The organism is Paractinoplanes abujensis, from assembly GCF_014204895.1.
Classification (GTDB): Bacteria; Actinomycetota; Actinomycetes; order Mycobacteriales; family Micromonosporaceae; genus Actinoplanes; species Actinoplanes abujensis.
This window is the reverse complement of sequence record NZ_JACHMF010000001.1, coordinates 2,887,611-2,902,349: the sequence shown is the minus strand read 5'-3', so window position 1 is coordinate 2,902,349 and position 14,739 is coordinate 2,887,611. Positions and strand designations below refer to the sequence as shown.

The 14,739-nt window shown below is 71.7% G+C and carries 15 protein-coding genes; 12 read left to right on the top strand and 3 right to left on the bottom strand.

What is annotated here, in order from left to right:
- The 5 genes from dhaL (at position 1) to BKA14_RS13055 (ending at position 6,104) form a co-directional block, all read left to right on the top strand.
- Entirely contained in the window at positions 1 to 627 is a 627-nt protein-coding gene (dhaL, locus tag BKA14_RS13075) for a dihydroxyacetone kinase subunit DhaL (protein WP_184951198.1), read from the top strand.
- Positions 624 to 2,861 (top strand): phosphoenolpyruvate--protein phosphotransferase, encoded by a 2,238-nt coding sequence (gene ptsP / locus BKA14_RS13070; RefSeq protein WP_184951197.1) that lies wholly within the window; start codon positions 624 to 626, stop codon positions 2,859 to 2,861. The genes dhaL and ptsP overlap by 4 nt, the downstream gene beginning before the upstream one ends.
- A gap of 84 nt (positions 2,862 to 2,945) precedes the next feature.
- On the top strand, positions 2,946 to 4,268 hold the full coding sequence (locus tag BKA14_RS13065) for a radical SAM protein (RefSeq protein WP_184951196.1): 1,323 nt from the start codon (positions 2,946 to 2,948) through the stop codon (positions 4,266 to 4,268).
- Entirely contained in the window at positions 4,249 to 5,013 is a 765-nt protein-coding gene (locus BKA14_RS13060; protein ID WP_184951195.1) for an alpha/beta fold hydrolase, read from the top strand. The genes BKA14_RS13065 and BKA14_RS13060 overlap by 20 nt, the downstream gene beginning before the upstream one ends.
- A gap of 395 nt (positions 5,014 to 5,408) precedes the next feature.
- Positions 5,409 to 6,104: a hypothetical protein gene (locus BKA14_RS13055; RefSeq protein ID WP_184951194.1), complete on the top strand. Its 696-nt coding sequence runs from the start codon at positions 5,409 to 5,411 to the stop codon at positions 6,102 to 6,104.
- Between the two features lie 45 nt (positions 6,105 to 6,149).
- Here BKA14_RS13055 and BKA14_RS13050 read toward each other — a convergent pair whose 3' ends face one another.
- The gene (locus BKA14_RS13050) at positions 6,150 to 6,479 is read right to left on the bottom strand and encodes a nucleoside triphosphate pyrophosphohydrolase family protein (protein ID WP_184951193.1); all 330 of its coding nucleotides are present in this window, start codon (positions 6,477 to 6,479) and stop codon (positions 6,150 to 6,152) included.
- A gap of 8 nt (positions 6,480 to 6,487) precedes the next feature.
- Positions 6,488 to 7,249 carry an IclR family transcriptional regulator gene (locus BKA14_RS13045; RefSeq protein WP_184951192.1) on the bottom strand — a complete coding sequence of 254 codons (762 nt, stop codon included), beginning with the start codon at positions 7,247 to 7,249 and terminating at the stop codon, positions 6,488 to 6,490.
- Positions 7,250 to 7,341: 92 nt separating this feature from the next.
- On the opposite strand from BKA14_RS13045, the gene BKA14_RS13040 reads away from it, so the two are divergent.
- From BKA14_RS13040 to BKA14_RS13010, 7 genes are all read left to right on the top strand, one after another.
- Positions 7,342 to 7,887 carry a TetR/AcrR family transcriptional regulator gene (locus tag BKA14_RS13040; protein WP_184951191.1) on the top strand — a complete coding sequence of 182 codons (546 nt, stop codon included), beginning with the start codon at positions 7,342 to 7,344 and terminating at the stop codon, positions 7,885 to 7,887.
- A 73-nt stretch (positions 7,888 to 7,960) separates the two neighbouring features.
- Positions 7,961 to 9,856, top strand: coding sequence for a primary-amine oxidase (locus BKA14_RS13035; RefSeq protein ID WP_184951190.1), 1,896 nt, complete (start codon positions 7,961 to 7,963; stop codon positions 9,854 to 9,856).
- On the top strand, positions 9,847 to 10,188 hold the full coding sequence (locus BKA14_RS13030) for a hypothetical protein (protein WP_184951189.1): 342 nt from the start codon (positions 9,847 to 9,849) through the stop codon (positions 10,186 to 10,188). Before BKA14_RS13035 ends, BKA14_RS13030 begins: the two co-directional genes overlap by 10 nt.
- A gap of 4 nt (positions 10,189 to 10,192) precedes the next feature.
- Positions 10,193 to 11,626 carry an APC family permease gene (locus BKA14_RS13025; protein ID WP_184951188.1) on the top strand — a complete coding sequence of 478 codons (1,434 nt, stop codon included), beginning with the start codon at positions 10,193 to 10,195 and terminating at the stop codon, positions 11,624 to 11,626.
- Positions 11,627 to 11,658: 32 nt separating this feature from the next.
- A complete protein-coding gene (locus BKA14_RS13020) occupies positions 11,659 to 11,994 on the top strand; it encodes a PadR family transcriptional regulator (protein WP_239093543.1) in 336 nt (111 codons plus the stop codon).
- Positions 11,991 to 13,034 carry a hypothetical protein gene (locus tag BKA14_RS13015; RefSeq protein ID WP_184951187.1) on the top strand — a complete coding sequence of 348 codons (1,044 nt, stop codon included), beginning with the start codon at positions 11,991 to 11,993 and terminating at the stop codon, positions 13,032 to 13,034. Before BKA14_RS13020 ends, BKA14_RS13015 begins: the two co-directional genes overlap by 4 nt.
- Before the next feature lie 52 nt (positions 13,035 to 13,086).
- On the top strand, positions 13,087 to 13,812 hold the full coding sequence (locus BKA14_RS13010; RefSeq protein ID WP_184951186.1) for a hypothetical protein: 726 nt from the start codon (positions 13,087 to 13,089) through the stop codon (positions 13,810 to 13,812).
- On the opposite strand, the gene BKA14_RS13005 is transcribed toward BKA14_RS13010, so the two are convergent.
- Positions 13,782 to 14,738, bottom strand: a complete 957-nt coding sequence (locus BKA14_RS13005; RefSeq protein ID WP_184951185.1) for a helix-turn-helix domain-containing protein — start codon at positions 14,736 to 14,738, stop codon at positions 13,782 to 13,784. The genes BKA14_RS13010 and BKA14_RS13005 overlap by 31 nt on opposite strands.
- Position 14,739 lies beyond the last annotated feature (1 nt).

The following is a 14,739-nucleotide window of genomic DNA, read 5'->3' as shown; positions in this document are numbered from 1 at the left end:
ATGGACGCGAAGGCTCTCAGCGCGTGGCTGCGGGAGTTCGCCCGGCTGGTCGCGGAGAACAAGGACGACCTCACCGCGCTCGACTCGGCCATCGGGGACGGCGACCACGGCACCAACATGGACCGCGGCCTGACGGCGGTGGTGGCGGCGCTCGACGCGGAACCGCCGGAGACGCCGTCGGCGCTGTTCAAGAAGGTCGGCATGACCCTGATCAGCAAGGTCGGCGGGGCCGGCGGGCCGCTCTACGGCACGGCGTTCCTGCGCATGGCCGCGGCGGCCGACTCGGTGCTCGACGGGCCCGGCTTCGCCAAGGTGCTGCGGGCCGGTCTGGACGGCGTCGTGGCCCGGGGCAAGGCGGCGCCCGGCGACAAGACGATGCTCGACGCGCTGGTCCCGGCCGTCGAGGCACTGGACTCGGCGCTGGCCGCCGGCGCGTCGTTCCCGGCCGCCCTGCGAGACGCCGCGGCCGCCGCCGACCGGGGCCGCGAGGCGACGATCCCGCTGGTCGCGCGCAAGGGCCGGGCCAGCTATCTGGGGGAGCGCAGCGCCGGGCACGCGGATCCGGGCGCGACCTCGGTGACCCTGCTGCTGCGGGCCGCGGAGTCGACGCTGGGCGCCGCCGGATGACCGTGGGGCTGGTGGTGGTCAGTCACAGCCGCCCGCTGGCCCGGGCCGCGGCCGCCCTCGCGTCCGAGATGACGCAGGGGCGGCCGGTGCCCATCGAGATCGCGGCCGGGCTGGACGAGACGACGTCCGGCACCGACGCGGTCGCGATCAGCGAGGCCATCGCGGCGGCCGACGGTGGTGACGGCGTGGTCGTGCTGATGGACCTGGGTAGCGCCGTGCTGTCGGCCGAGACAGCCCTGGAACTGCTGGACGACGACGTGCGCGAACGGGTCGTGCTGTGTCCGGGACCGCTGGTGGAGGGACTGGTCGCGGCCGCGGTCACGGCGGGCACGGGCGGTTCGCGTGAGGACGTGGCGGCCGAGGCGTTGTCGGGGCTGGCGGGCAAGACCGGCCATGTCGAACCGTCGGTTTCCCGTACGACGTCAGGGCCGTCCGCCGTCGTGCGGGTGCTCGATCCGCACGGGTTGCACGCGCGGCCGGCGGCTCGGCTGGTGAGTGAGATGCGGGGCTTCGATGCGCTGGTCGAGCTGCGCAACGAGAGCACGGGGTCGGGGTGGGTGCCCGCGTCGAGCCTGACCCGGGTGGCCACGCTGGGGGTGGTGGAGGGCCAGGAACTGGGCGTACGGGCTTCGGGGGCGCAGGCGCGGGAAGCCGTGGACCGGGTGGTGGCGCTCGCGGCCGACGCGTTCGGGGAGGCCTCACGCGGTCCGGGCCGGTCGGCGAACGCCGCCGCCTCCTCGCCCGGCATCGCCGTCGGCCCCGCGTTCCGCTTGCGCCGGGCGACGCTGGACGTCCCCGCCGAGCAGTTCCGGGGGAGCGCGGCGGAGCGGCGCCGCCTGGACGACGCCCTGGTCGCAGCCCGCCAGGCGATCGGCGGGCTGCGGGGCGACATCTTCGAGGCCCACCTCGTGCTGCTCGACGACGCCGACCTGCTCGGCGACGCCCGGACCCGGATCGACGCGGGCGCGACGGCCCCCGCGGCCTGGCGCGACGCCACCGACCGGGTGGCCGCCGAGTTCGACGCCCTCCCCGACGAGTATCTGCGGGCCCGAGCCGAGGACGTACGGGCGGTCGCGGCCCAGGTCCTGCGGGCGCTGCTGGGTGTGGCGGCCGCGACGATCGAGGGCGACGGCGTCCTGATCGCCGACGACCTGACCCCGGCCGAGGCGATCCTGCTCGATCCCGCGCGCGTGGCCGGTGTCGTGCTGGCGAACGGCAGCCCCACCTCGCACGCCGCGATCCTGCTGCGCACCCGGGGCATCCCCGCGGTGGTCGGCGCCGGTCACCTCGAAGCCACGGTGATCGCCCTGGACGGCGGCACCGGCGAGGTGGTGGCCGATCCGGCCCCGGAGGTCCTGGACGACTTCCGCGAGCGGGCCGAGCGGCAGAAGGCCGTCCGCGACGACGCTCGTGCCGTTGCGGCCGAACCGGCGGTGACGACGAAAGGCGTCACGATCCACGTGGGGGCCAACATCGGCTCCGTGGCCGAGGCCCGCGCCGCGGCGGCGAACGGCGCCGACCTCGCCGGTCTGGTCCGCACCGAGTTCCTCTTCCTCGATCGCGACGAGGCTCCCGGCGAGGACGAGCAGGTGGCCGTCTACCGCGCCATCGCCGACGCCCTCGGCGGCCGCCGCATCGTCCTGCGCACCCTCGACGCGGGCAGCGACAAACCACTGCCCTACCTGCCCGCGCCGCCCGAGGCCAACCCTTTCCTGGGTGTACGGGGGATCCGCCACTCGCTGGCCCACCGCGCGATGTTCGCCGAGCAGCTGCGGGCGATCGTCCGGGTCGCCCGCGAGACCCCGGTCAGCGTGATGTTCCCGATGATCACCAAGGTCGAGGAGTTGATCGAGGCGCGCCGGATGCTGGGCGACGCCGCGGGCCTGAGCGTCGGCATGATGGTCGAGGTCCCTGCGGCCGCGCTCCGGGCGTCCGACTTCATCCCGTACGTGGACTTCCTGAGCATCGGGACCAACGACCTCACCCAGTACACGCTGGCCGCCGAGCGCGGTAACGCCGGCCTGCTCACCCTCTCGGCCGGGCTCGACCCGGCGGTCGAGCAGCTCATCCAGCAGGTGTGCCGGGCCGCGGGAGATCGGGTGACAGTCGCGGTCTGCGGTGAGCTGGCCGCGGACGCGGCTGTTGTGCCGCGTCTGCTGGCCGCGGGCGTACGGGAGCTCAGCGTCGCCCCGGCCCTCGTGCCGCTGATCAAGCAGGCCGTCCGCGGCACGTGACCGAAGGCTCACCTCGGCGCCGCCGCTGGGAACTGTCGTACCCGTGAGAGAGGATGGGTGCAGGCTGTTGATCTGGAGGGTTTCATGACGTCACGCACCGAGGTCGTCGAAGATCTGATGGGGCGGTTCCCGCACGTGCCGCGGGAGGCTGTCATCAAGGAGGACCTGCTGCGCGGCGGGCTGTCCTTCGACGATTCGGCTCTGACCGACAACGAGCACGGCGACGTCAAACCCAAGTCGTATTTCATCTTCTCGTTCGACCACCGCACCCTGCCCGAGCTGGGCACGGCCGCGCTGCGCCGCCCGCCGGAGGAGATCGTGCTCACCGGCGGCCCGTACGAGCTGCGCCGGACGGTCGTGTCGGTCCGCACCAACCCGAGCTCGCCCTATCGGGTGAAGACCGGCGACGACGGCCGCATGCGGCTCTACCTCGACGACAAGCCGATCGCCGACGTCGGCCTGCCCCCGATGCCGGATTACTACCGGCACACGCTGGCCAACGGCAAGTCGGTCATGGAGGTCGCCCCGACGATCCAGTGGGGTTATCTGATCTACCTGACCGCATTCCGGGTCTGCCAGTACTTCGGCGCCAAGGAGGAGTGCCAGTACTGCGACATCAACCACAACTGGCGCCAGCACAAGGCGGCCGGGCGGCCCTACACGGGCGTCAAGCCGGTTGACGAGATCCTCGAGGCGCTGGAGATCATCGACAAGCACGACACCGCGCGCACGTCGCAGGCCTACACGCTGACCGGCGGCAGCATCACGTCGCACGTGCAGGGCAAGGCCGAGGCCGACTTCTACGGGCAGTACGCGCAGGCCATCGAGGAGCGCTTCCCCGGCCGCTGGATCGGCAAGGTCGTCGCGCAGGCGCTGCCCAAGGCCGACGTGCAGCGCTTCAAGGACTACGGCATCCAGATCTACCACCCCAACTACGAGGTGTGGGACAAGAAGCTGTTCGAGCTGTACTGCCCGGGCAAGGAGCGCTACGTGGGCCGCGAGGAGTGGCACCGCCGCATCCTCGACTCGGCCGAGATCTTCGGCCCGCGCAACGTCATCCCGAACTTCGTGGCCGGCGTCGAGATGGCCGCCCCGCACGGGTTCACCACCGTCGACGAGGCGATCGCGTCGACCGCCGAGGGCCTCGAATATTTCATGTCGCGCGGCATCACGCCCCGGTTCACCACGTGGTGCCCCGAGCCGACCACGCCGCTGGGCCGCAGCAACCCCGAGGGCGCCCCGCTGGAATACCACGTGCGCCTGCTCGAGACCTATCGCGCCGTCATGGAGGCCAACGGCCTGACCAGCCCGCCCGGGTACGGTCCGGCCGGCGCCGGGCGTGCGGTGTTCTCGGTCAGCTCGTTCATGGATTCGCTGGCCCCCAACGATGAGACCGTCAACGTCTAGAGACGGGTTCCCGCTCGCCGTCCGGACGAGCGGGCTCACCGACGGCCCGGTGCTGCTCCTGCTGTCCGGCCAGGCCAACTCGCACGACTGGTGGACGGGGCTGCGCGAGACGTTCGAGAACCAGTTCCGCGTGGTGACGTTCGACTACCGCGGCACGGGCGGCAGCCGGGGCCCGGTCGCCGAGTGGACGACGGAGACCTTCGCCGAGGACGCCGCCTTCGTTCTGCGCGAGGGCGGCGTCAGAGGAGCTGCCGTCTACGGCACGTCGATGGGCGGGCGGGTGGCGCAGCATCTGGCGGCGCGTCACCCCGAGCTGGTCGACCGGCTCGTGCTGGCCTGCACCTCACCCGGTGGCCCGCACGCGGTGGAGCGCTCACCGGCCGTGCGGCGCCGGCTCGCGGACGACGCGGAGCGTGGCCGGGCGCTGCGCGAACTCTTCTACACCGACGCGTGGAGCGGCGAGAGCCACCTCTTCGGCGACCCCACCATGACGGTCGAGGAGAGCCGCGCCCACCTGCGGGCCAGCAACCGGCACGACGCCTGGGACGTGCTGCCCCTGATCAAGGCGCCGACCCTTGTGCTGCACGGCACCGACGACCTGATGGTGCCCTCGGCCAACGCGCCGCTGCTGGCCCGGCGCATCCCCGGGGCCACCATGCACCTGCACGAGGGTGGCCGGCACGGCTTCTTCGACGAGTTCTCGGAGGACATCGCGCCCGTCCTCGACGCTTTCCTGGAGGCTTGAGGCTTTTGCGCTTTTGCGCTGCGTGTTGTAGACACGGAGTACTAGCCCCGGCGCGGTAGCCCTCAGTAATCGGCACAAGATCGTGACGAAGAGTCACCTCGGGGCGACAGCTCGCCTCTCGATTGCCCGGGCATCGCCGGTGTGACCTGCCGTTTCCGTAGGCAACGAGATCGTTTGTCGCCGAGCGCGGCCGAATACGTCCTGAGCTGCGGAAACAGGCGTCCCGGAACAAGTCAAGTGTGCATCCGTGCGCACGTACGGAGCGTGTTGACGGCCGCTGCAAGATGTGGGTCGTGGCAGCCGAATCACCTGACCTCACCCGACCGCGACGACGGCATCGGCACCTCCAGGCCTCCCCGCAGGGTCACCCGCCGTCATCACCGCGCCATTCGTACATGATCCCCGCCGAGGCCCCGCCCGCGGGCGCCGTACGCGGCGACGGCATCCAGGCCCTGAGCCACGACGTGCTGGTGCGGCGCTCGCTCGAGATCTCCCCGGGCGGCTTCATCACGATCGTCAGCATCATCCAGGGTGTCGCGCTGGCGCTGCTGGCCGAGAACACGTTCGAGAAGCCCAGCCTGCTCGCCGGTGTGCAGAGCATCGCCACCCTGCTGCTGTTCGTGGTCGTCTTCTACTGGTACCTGACGATGAGCGTGCTGCTGCGCTGGGCGCCGTCGTTCCTGGACTCGTTCCTGCCGTTCGCGATCGCCGGCCTGGAGATCCCGCCCGCGTTCTTCCTGGGTGACGCCCGCGCCTGGAACCTGTGGCTGGCCCTGTTCTGGTTCGGCACGATGACCGGCATGATGATCACCAAGAAGTGGTCTCCGCAGTCCCACTTCGGCGAGCACGTCGAAGCCCACCGGGTCCTGCACCGGCTGCTGCGCGAACTGCAGACGATGACCGGCATCACGGCGCTGGGCGTCGGCCTGTGCGGTCTGTTCGCCTTCCTCGACTGGACGAACCAGCTGTTCTGGGGCCTGAGCGGCGCCATCATCGTGCTGTTCACGGTCGGCATCATCGTGGCCCGTACGGAGGTCTGCTCGTCGCAGATCCACGCCCACTTCGGCGTGAACCGCCCACCGTTCAACTGATCTCCGTCGAAACGCGGGGTCCGCAGACAGGGTCTCGGGTTTTCATCAGCGGTTGTCGCCGCTGCCGCCCAGGACGCCGCGGCCCTGGCGGTCGGCCAGCTTGGCCAGGTTGGCCGAGGCGATGTCGTCGAGCGACAGGTCGAGGTAGTCGGCCAGCACGGCCACATACCAGAGCACGTCGCCCAGTTCCTTGGCGATGCCGTCCCGGTCGATGCGGGACTCGTCGCTGCCGAGGTCGCGCACCCACTTCTTGAACTTCTCGGCGACCTCGCCGGACTCGCCGACCAGCCCGAGCACCAGGTGCAGCAGCTCGTTCTTCGTGTCACGGGGCGCGGCGGTGCGCAGGGCGCCGCGCTGGTAGTCGTCGAACTCCATGGCAGGGATTATGCGGCCGAGGGGACAGCCTCCAGCGAGCGGCTGATGTGGGCGGCCGTGGTCCAGAGGGCGCGGACCACCTGCTGGTCGTCGTGGCGGCTCACGGCCAGGGTGGCCGAGACGGCCGCCACGACGTGCTGCGGGCCGTCCAGGGTGACCGGCACGGCGTACGACTTGTAGCCCTCGACGCACTCCTCGTACTCGGCCGACCAGCGCCGTTCGCGTACGGCTGCGAGCTGACCGCGCAGCTGGGCCGCGCTGCGCACGCTGTGCCGGGTGCGGGGCGCGGCCTCACGGTCGAGGGCGGCCACCAGGTCGTCGAGGTCGGGGCTGTGCGCCAGGAAGAGCTTGCCCGAGGCGGCGTACCAGAGCGGGATCCGGTTGCCGACCGCCGTGTGCAGGCGGGCGTCGCGCCGGCCGGCCAGACGCTCCAGATACAGGGTGTCCGGCCCGTGGGGGACGGCCAGGTGCACCGCGGCGCGGGTCGCCGAGTGCAGGTCCATCAGCGCGGGCCGGGCGACGTGGCGCAGGTTGGCCGGGCCGGGCACCAGTTGCCCCAGTTCGTACATGCGCCAGCCGAGCCGGTAACCGGACTCGGCCCGCTCCAGCAGGTTGAGGTCGACGAGCTCCTGGGCCAGCCGGTACGCGGTGGCCTTCGGGATGCCCGAGCGGCGGCTCAGGTCGGTCAGCCCGAGCGTGGTGCGGGCGCCGTCGAACGCGGAGAACAGCAGGAACGCCTTGCCCAGCACCGATGACGGATGGTCCTGCACGACCGGCCTCCCCTCGAATTGTCCACGTGGACAATTCACATTCTGTGGCCGCCGGACGTGACAAGTCCAGACCGCGCTGTAAATTCTGTGCAATGAGCGCTCCCGTACGCGATCGCCTGCTCGACGCGGCCATCCACATCGCCGGCGCCGAGGGCCACGACAAGGTCACCTACCGGTCGGTGGCGGCGCTCGCCGGCACCTCGCACAGCCTCGTGCGCTTCTACTTCGGCACCCGCGAGGCGCTGCTCACCGAGGCTTTCGAGCGCGCCGCCCGCCGGGACGCGGCCGAGGCCAAGCTGCGGGCGGGCACGGTGGAGGAGTTCGGGTCGAACCTCGTCCACCTGATCACCGAGGCCCGTGACCGGCAGCTGCTGCAGTACGACTTCCTGCTGCGCGCGGCCCGCGGCGACGGGGAGATGGCACCGGTGGCGCAGCTTTACGAGCACTACGTCGCCCAGGTCGCGGCCACCCTGTCCGCCCTCGGCATCGACGACCCCGGCGACTCCCGGGCCGCGCTCGTCTTCGCCGCGCTCGACGGGCTCGTGCTGCAGCATCTCGTTCACTCCTCGGCCGCCCGTACGGAGGAAACGCTTTTACGGCTGCGCGAGGTGCTGACCCTTTGGAAACCGGCCCACTGAGCGGACCGAAACCCGGAATCTCTTACGAAAAGCATGTTTCGCTGAGGTCTGCGAAAAGAAAGGACCTCACCCCATGCGCAACCCTTTGTTCGACTCCCTGACCGCGGACGAGATCCGCCGGGTCGCCGCGGTGATCCGGAGTGAGAGGATCGGCGGCGACCGTCCGGGCTTCAGTGCCGTGTTCACCCACGAGCCGGACAAGTACGCGCTGCGCGCCGGCGAGACGGTCACCCGCCGGGCCCGGGCCATGATCCTCGACCGCGACACCGCCCGGACGTACGACGTCGTTGTTGATCTCGAGGCGAACAAGCTGGTCACCTCGATCGAGATCACCGACGGCTCGGCCCCCGTGCTGCTCGAAGAGTTCGAGCTGGCGCCGACTCTGATCAAGCAGGACCCGCGCTATGTCGAGGCGCTGGCCAAGCGGGGCATCACCGACCTGCGCAAGGTGCAGATCGACCCGTGGGGCGTGGGCAACATGGCCGACGTGCCGGTCGACGGCCGGCGCATGTGCGGCTCGGTGTCCTACTACCGGGAGTTCCCCGACGACAACGGCTACGCCCACCCGATCGAGGGCGTCATCGCGATCGTCGACCTGACCAGCGGCGAGGTCGTCGACGTGCACGACTTCGGGGTGCGGCCGATGAACCCCGACCTGTGCAACTACACCGCCGACGCCAATCAGCCCATGCGTACCGACGTCGCGCCGCTGGAGATCACACAGCCCGAGGGGGTCGGCTTCACGCTCGACGGACCCGAACTGACGTGGCAGAAATGGCGCTTCCGGATCGGCATGCACCCGCTCGAGGGCCTGGTGCTGCACGCCGTGGAGTACCAGGACGGCGAGGACTACCGCTCGGTCATGCACCGCGGCTCACTGTCCGAGATGGTGGTCCCGTACGGGGATCCGTCCCCGGAGCATTTCTGGCGCAGCGCCTTCGACGTCGGCGAGTTCGGGCTGGGCAAGCTGGCCAACTCGCTGCGGCTGGGCTGCGACTGCCTCGGCGAGATCGTCTACATGGACGCTGTGCTGGCGGGCGAGGACGGCGAGCCGGCCACCATCGAGAACGCGATCTGCATCCACGAGGAGGACGACGGGATCCTCTGGAAGCACACCGACTGGGTCACCGGCCGGGTCGACGTGCGCCGCTCGCGCCGGCTGGTGGTCAGCTTCATCGCCACCGTCGGCAACTACCACTACGGCTTCTTCTGGTACTTCTACCAGGACGCGTCGATCCAGATGGAGATCAAGCTGCTCGGCATCGTGCAGACCCGCGCGGTCGAGGCCGGCCGGCCGGCTCCGCACGGTACCCCGATCAGCACCGACCTGGTCGGAACCTACCACCAGCACCTGTTCTCGTTCCGCCTCGACATGGAGGTCGACGGCTGGCAGAACACGGTGGTGCAGAACGACGCGTACGCCGTGCCGGTGGGCCCGGAGAACCCGCAGGGCAACGCCATCGGCGTGCGGAAGACCGTGATCGACCGGGAGAACGCGGGCGACTGGGTCACCAACACGCAGAGCTCGCGCAACTGGACCGTGGTCAACCGCGGCAAGACCAACGCGTGGGGGGTGCCGGTCGGCTACAAGTTTCTGCCCGGCTGGACCTCGGCCACCATGCTGGCCCAGCCGCCGTCGCTGATCGCGCAGCGGGCCGGCTTCGCCACCCGCAACATGTGGGTCACGCCGTACCGGCAGGACGAGATGCGCTCGGCGGGGGAGTACCCCAACCAGAGCCGCTCCGGCGACGGCCTGCCCCGCTGGACCGCCGCGGATCGGCCGACCGAGGACACGGACGTGGTGCTGTGGCACACGCTGGGCGTCACCCACATCCCGCGGGCGGAGGACTGGCCGGTCATGCCAGTCGAGAAGGCGGGCTTCCACCTGCTGCCGGTCAACTTCTTCGACAAGAACCCGGCCCTCGACGTGCCCGCCTCCGCGCCCTCGGCGGCGACGCATTGTCACTGATCGCGCGGGCCGCCGCCGCACTGGCGGCGGCCTGCCTCATCGTGCACGTCGCCCTGGTCGCGACGGCGGGCGCAGCGGCGGCCCCGATGCTGGCGGTCTCGATCGTCTGCGCGGTCTGCTCCCGGGACGGCTGGCGTGGCCGCACCGCACCCGGGGAGCGCGCGACGATGATCGCCCTGAGCTGCCTCATGCTCCTGCTGCACAACGGGAGCCATGCGAGTCACAGTGCCCTGATGCCGGCGCTCGCCGTCGGGCAGATCGTCCTGGCCCTGATTTCCGGACCACTCACCGGACCGGCCCATCGGCCCAGCTCAACCCGTCTGCCACGGTGACCGCATGGCGACCACCACGCATACTCCCGGCGCGCAGAACGAGGGTCTGGCCGGCGGCACCCTCGGCGCCGGCCACCTCGTCTTCATGGTGATGGCAGCGGTGGCCCCGGCCGCCGGCGCCGTCGCGCTCATCCCCCTGTCGATCGCGCTCGGCGTCGGCGTCGGCACCCCCGGCGTCTTCGTCATCGTCGCGCTGATTCTGCTGCTGTTCGCGGTCGGGTTCACGCGCATGGTCCCGTACGTGCGCAACGCCGGCGCCTTCTACGCCTTCATCACCAAGGGCCTCGGCCGCCTGGCCGGCCTGCCCGCCGCGTACGTGGCCCTGACCGCCTACCTCTGCGTCGGCACCGCCACCCTGGGCGCGCTCGGGTTCTTCGCCAACCTCACCCTCGATCAATTCTTCGGCATCGACGTGCCGTGGTGGCTGTGCTGCCTGATCGCCATGGTGGTCATCGGGCTGCTCGGCTACTTCCGGATCACCGTGGCGGCCGGGGTGCTCGGGGCCGCCCTCGTCGCCGAGGGTGCCGCCGTCCTCGTGCTCGACGTGGCCATCCTGATCCGTCAGGGTGCCGGCGCCTTCACCCTCGACGCGTTCGCGCCGTCGAGCGTGCTCACCACCGGCTCGCTCGGCGTCGCGCTCATCTACGGCTTCTCGTGCTTCCAGGGGTTCGAGGGCACCGCGATCTACGCCGAGGAGGCCCGCGACCCCGACCGTACGGTGCCCCGGGCCACCTACGGTGCGGTGCTCTGCGTCGGCTTGTTCTTCGTGCTCACGTCGTGGGCCTTGATCGCCGGCGGCACCGTCGAGCAGGTGGCCGCCGACCCCGGCACCTACGCGTTCACCCTGAGCACCGACTTCGTCGGGCCGCTGTGGACCGATCTGCTCCAGGTCCTGATCGTGACCAGCGCCTTCGCCGGTGTGCTGGCGTTCCACAACGCGGCTTCGCGCTACCTGTACGCCTTGGCCCGCGACGGCTTCATGCCCGGCCCGCTGACCCGCACCCACCCGCGCTTCAGGTCGCCGACCGTGGCCGGCCTGACCAGCTTCGGCGTGATGACGCTGGTGATGCTCGGGTTCGCCGTGGCCGGGCTGGACCCGCTGACCAACCTGTCGACGTCGCTGACCGGTGTCGGGGCCGTCGGCATCCTCACCCTGATCACCGTCACGTCGCTCGCCGTGTTCGTCTTCTTCCTGCGCCGCCGGCAGTACGGCTGGCGGTACACGGTCGCCCCCGCGCTGGCCACCCTCGGCGTCGGCAGCGCCACCGGGCTGGCCCTCTCGAACTACGAGGCCATCACCGGCACGACCTCGACGGTGATCAATTCGCTGCCGTGGATCCACCTCGTGGTCATCGCCGTCGCGGTGGGGCTCGGCCTGTGGACGCGCGCCCGCCGGCCCGACGTCTACGCGACCATGGGAACCACCCGCGTCGATTGACGCATACTCAGATCATCTTTATATTGCCTCGCATGGCGAAAGCGAAGGCGATGCGGGAGCCGACCTTCTGGATCCTGACCGCGCTGGTCAAGCAGGCCCGGCACGGTTACGGCATCATCCAGGAGGTCGCCGCTCTCTCCGAGGGTCAGGTCACCCTGCAGGCGGGCACGCTCTACGCCGCGCTCGACCGGCTGCACGCCGAGGGCCTCGTCGCGGTCGACCACGACGAGAAGGTCGGCGGCCGCGATCGCCGTTACTACTGCCTGACCGAGGGCGGGGTGGCCGCGCTGGAGGCCGAGACGGCCCGCCTGCAGCGCAACGTGCGGACGGCCTCGACCCAGCTCGCCACCCGGCCGGCGACGGCATGAGCCGGGGCTACCGCCTGCTCGTGCGGGCCTATCCGCCCGGCCGGCGCCGCGGCGAGCTGCTCGACACCTTCGCCGAGGCGGGCCGCGCCCGGCCGACGGCCCGCGAGGCGCTCAACCTGCTGCGGCACGGCCTGCGGGCCCGCCTGGGCCGCCCGGCCGGTCGCGGCGTGGTCGTCGTGGCCACCCTGGTCGCGCTGATCACCGGTTTCGTGGGCGCGGCCGTGGCGTCCCGCATCGCGTGGGAGTTCGCGTCCGCCTACCCGGGCGGCGCCCGCCTCGAGGCGATCGAGGAGTCGCTGTTCCCGGGGCTCCACCCGAGCTCCGAACGCACCGGCGAGGGGCTGTTCCACGACCCCCTGGGCCGGTCGTACGCGGAGGTTCTCCTGTTCGGCCACGACGAGGACTTCGGCTTCTCCACCATCTTGATCGCCCCCGAGGGCTCCTTCGTCAAGGGCGACTACCCGGCCTGGACCGCCGAGACCCAGCGGCGCCTGGTCGCCCAGGGCTGGCAGGTCGGCGAGGCCGAGGTCACCGGGGCCACGTGGATCGCCACCGGCGAGATCGACGACAGCGGCCGCGCGTTCTCGGCCACCCGTGGCGGGCTGGCCCTGAGCGTCCAGGCCCAGACCGACGTCGTCGACACCCCCGCCGGCTCCTTCTACGCCACCGCCGAACTCGACCGGCTCACCCCCGGCTGGGTCACCGCCGCCGCCCTGCCCGGCCTGCTGGTCTTCGGCCTGGCCGGCTGGCTGATCACCGGCTGGGCCTCGCGCCGCACCCAGGATGCCCGCGGCACCGTCCGCTCGCTGACCCGCGAACCCGCCGTGCTGGCGCTCGTCCTGCTGCTGCCGCAGGCCCTGCTCGGCCTGACCGGCATGGCTCTCGAACCGTTCGCCGGCGGGCCACCGGTCGCGCCGTTCTGGTCGCTCTCCCTCACGTACGGGTTCGGCTGCGGCCTCCTCGGCTTCCTGCTCTTCGCCGTCTCGCTCATCACCGCCGCCGTGGCCGGCCGTCCTGCCCGCGTGGAGGTGTCCGCATGAAGCTGATTGCCGTCGCTGCGGCCGGCCGCCCCGCCGGTGTGGAGGTGTCCGCGTGAAATACTTCCTGGCCCTGCTGGGTGCCGTCCTGTTCGGACTGCCGGGCGCCCTGCTCGCCCATACCGGCGCCGAGACCCGGCAAGCCGACCCCGATCCCCGCGCGGCGGCCGCGGTCGTCTATCCGGGGCAGGCGCTCGCCGTCGAGGAGGACCCGTTCCGCGTCGACCAGGCAGCCTGGTTGCGTTTCATGATGGCTCGCGAGACCCGCGCCCCCATGGTCGGCCCGGCCCCGCCCGCGACCGCCGACGTGGCCGCCGCCCGGGCCCGGGCCGACGCCGCGGGCTGGCACACCGCCGACGGGCCGCCCGACATGTACGACTTCGAGGCCACCAAGGGCGATGTCCGGCTGCTCGTTTACCGCGACTTCACCAATGTGGTCAAGCAGGACGCCTGGTGGGTCACCGCGCTCACCGTCCTGGGCGGCCTGGCCGGGGCCGCGCTCGGCGCCTGGCTCACCCTGGCGGCGTGGCGCTCGTCCCGGCGGAGAACCCCGCGTTCCCGTACGGTCATCCGCGAGACCGCCGTGGTCGGCGCCGCACTGCTGCTGCCGTTGCTGGCGCAGACGGGCCTGAAGCTGTTCAGCGTGACCGAGCCGGACCTGCCCTACTCGGCCCAGCTGCTGATCGAGCTGGCCCGCTGGCCTGCCGTCCTCGGTCTTCTGCTGCTGGCCGCGGCCGTGCTGACCCTGCGTTACGCCCCGGTGCGAAACGCGGCCCGATAGGTCTCCGGCCCCACCCCGCGGACCCGCCGGAACTGCCGCCGCAGGGTGTCGGCGCTGCCGAAACCGCAGCGCCGGGCCACCGTCGCGATCGTCGCGCCGTCGCGTTCGAGCAGCCGTTCGGCCTGGCGCACCCGTTCCGCCCGCACCCACGCGGCCGGGGTGGTGCCGGTGGCCGCGGCGAAGTGCCTGACGAACGAGCGGGCCGACATCGCAGCCCGGGTCGCCAGAGCCGGTACCGACAGGTCGTGGTCGAGGTGGTCGGCGGCCCAGTCGAGCAGCTCGGCCAGCCCGCCGTCGCGCCGCGGCGTCACCGGCTGCCGCGAGAACTGGGCCTGGCCGCCGCTGCGGTGGGCCGGCATCACCATCTCGCGGGCGACCCGGTTGGCCACGTCGGCGCCGTGCTCGCGGCGCACCAGGTGCAGGCAGAGGTCGATCGCCGCGGTGGCGCCGGCGCTGGTGGCGATCGAGTCGTCGGCCGTGTAGATGCGGTCCGCGTCCACGGTGAGCTGCGGATAGCGGGTGGCCAGCTCGTCCGCGTACGCCCAGTGGGTGGTCACCGTGCGGCCGTCGAGCAGACCGGCCGCGGCCAGGGTGAACACGCCGGTGCAGAGCGAGGCCAGGAACGCCCCGCGTGCGGCGGCCCGGCGCAGCCCTTCGACCAGCTCGGCCGGGGGCGGCGGCACCGGTGGCGCCGACCCGGTGACGATGATGAGGCCGGCCCGGTCGAGCCGGTCGAGGCCGTCGCTCGGTGTCATGTGGAAGCCGGTCGAGGTGCGCAACGGCCGGCCCGGCTCGGCGGCGCAGACCGCGTAGCCGAAACGGGGCAGCTCCGGGTCGGCCCGGCGCACGCCGAACACCTCGCTGGCGATGCCCAGCTCGAACGCGGGCACCGGCTCGGCCACGACGACGGCCACCTCGACGGTCACG

Bases quoted from the DNA above. Each gene is read 5' to 3' on its own strand.
- BKA14_RS13055 (WP_184951194.1), top strand. From the start codon at position 5,409: ATGATCCCCGCCGAGGCCCCGCCCGCGGGCGCCGTACGCGGCGACGGC.
- BKA14_RS13060 (WP_184951195.1), top strand. From the start codon at position 4,249: ATGAGACCGTCAACGTCTAGAGACGGGTTCCCGCTCGCCGTCCGGACG.
- BKA14_RS13020 (WP_239093543.1), top strand. From the start codon at position 11,659: ATGGCGAAAGCGAAGGCGATGCGGGAGCCGACCTTCTGGATCCTGACC.
- BKA14_RS13025 (WP_184951188.1), top strand. From the start codon at position 10,193: ATGGCGACCACCACGCATACTCCCGGCGCGCAGAACGAGGGTCTGGCC.
- BKA14_RS13035 (WP_184951190.1), top strand. From the start codon at position 7,961: ATGCGCAACCCTTTGTTCGACTCCCTGACCGCGGACGAGATCCGCCGG.
- BKA14_RS13040 (WP_184951191.1), top strand. From the start codon at position 7,342: ATGAGCGCTCCCGTACGCGATCGCCTGCTCGACGCGGCCATCCACATC.
- ptsP (WP_184951197.1), top strand. From the start codon at position 624: ATGACCGTGGGGCTGGTGGTGGTCAGTCACAGCCGCCCGCTGGCCCGG.
- BKA14_RS13050 (WP_184951193.1), bottom strand. From the start codon at position 6,479: ATGGAGTTCGACGACTACCAGCGCGGCGCCCTGCGCACCGCCGCGCCC.
- BKA14_RS13015 (WP_184951187.1), top strand. From the start codon at position 11,991: ATGAGCCGGGGCTACCGCCTGCTCGTGCGGGCCTATCCGCCCGGCCGG.
- BKA14_RS13065 (WP_184951196.1), top strand. From the start codon at position 2,946: ATGACGTCACGCACCGAGGTCGTCGAAGATCTGATGGGGCGGTTCCCG.
- dhaL (WP_184951198.1), top strand. From the start codon at position 1: ATGGACGCGAAGGCTCTCAGCGCGTGGCTGCGGGAGTTCGCCCGGCTG.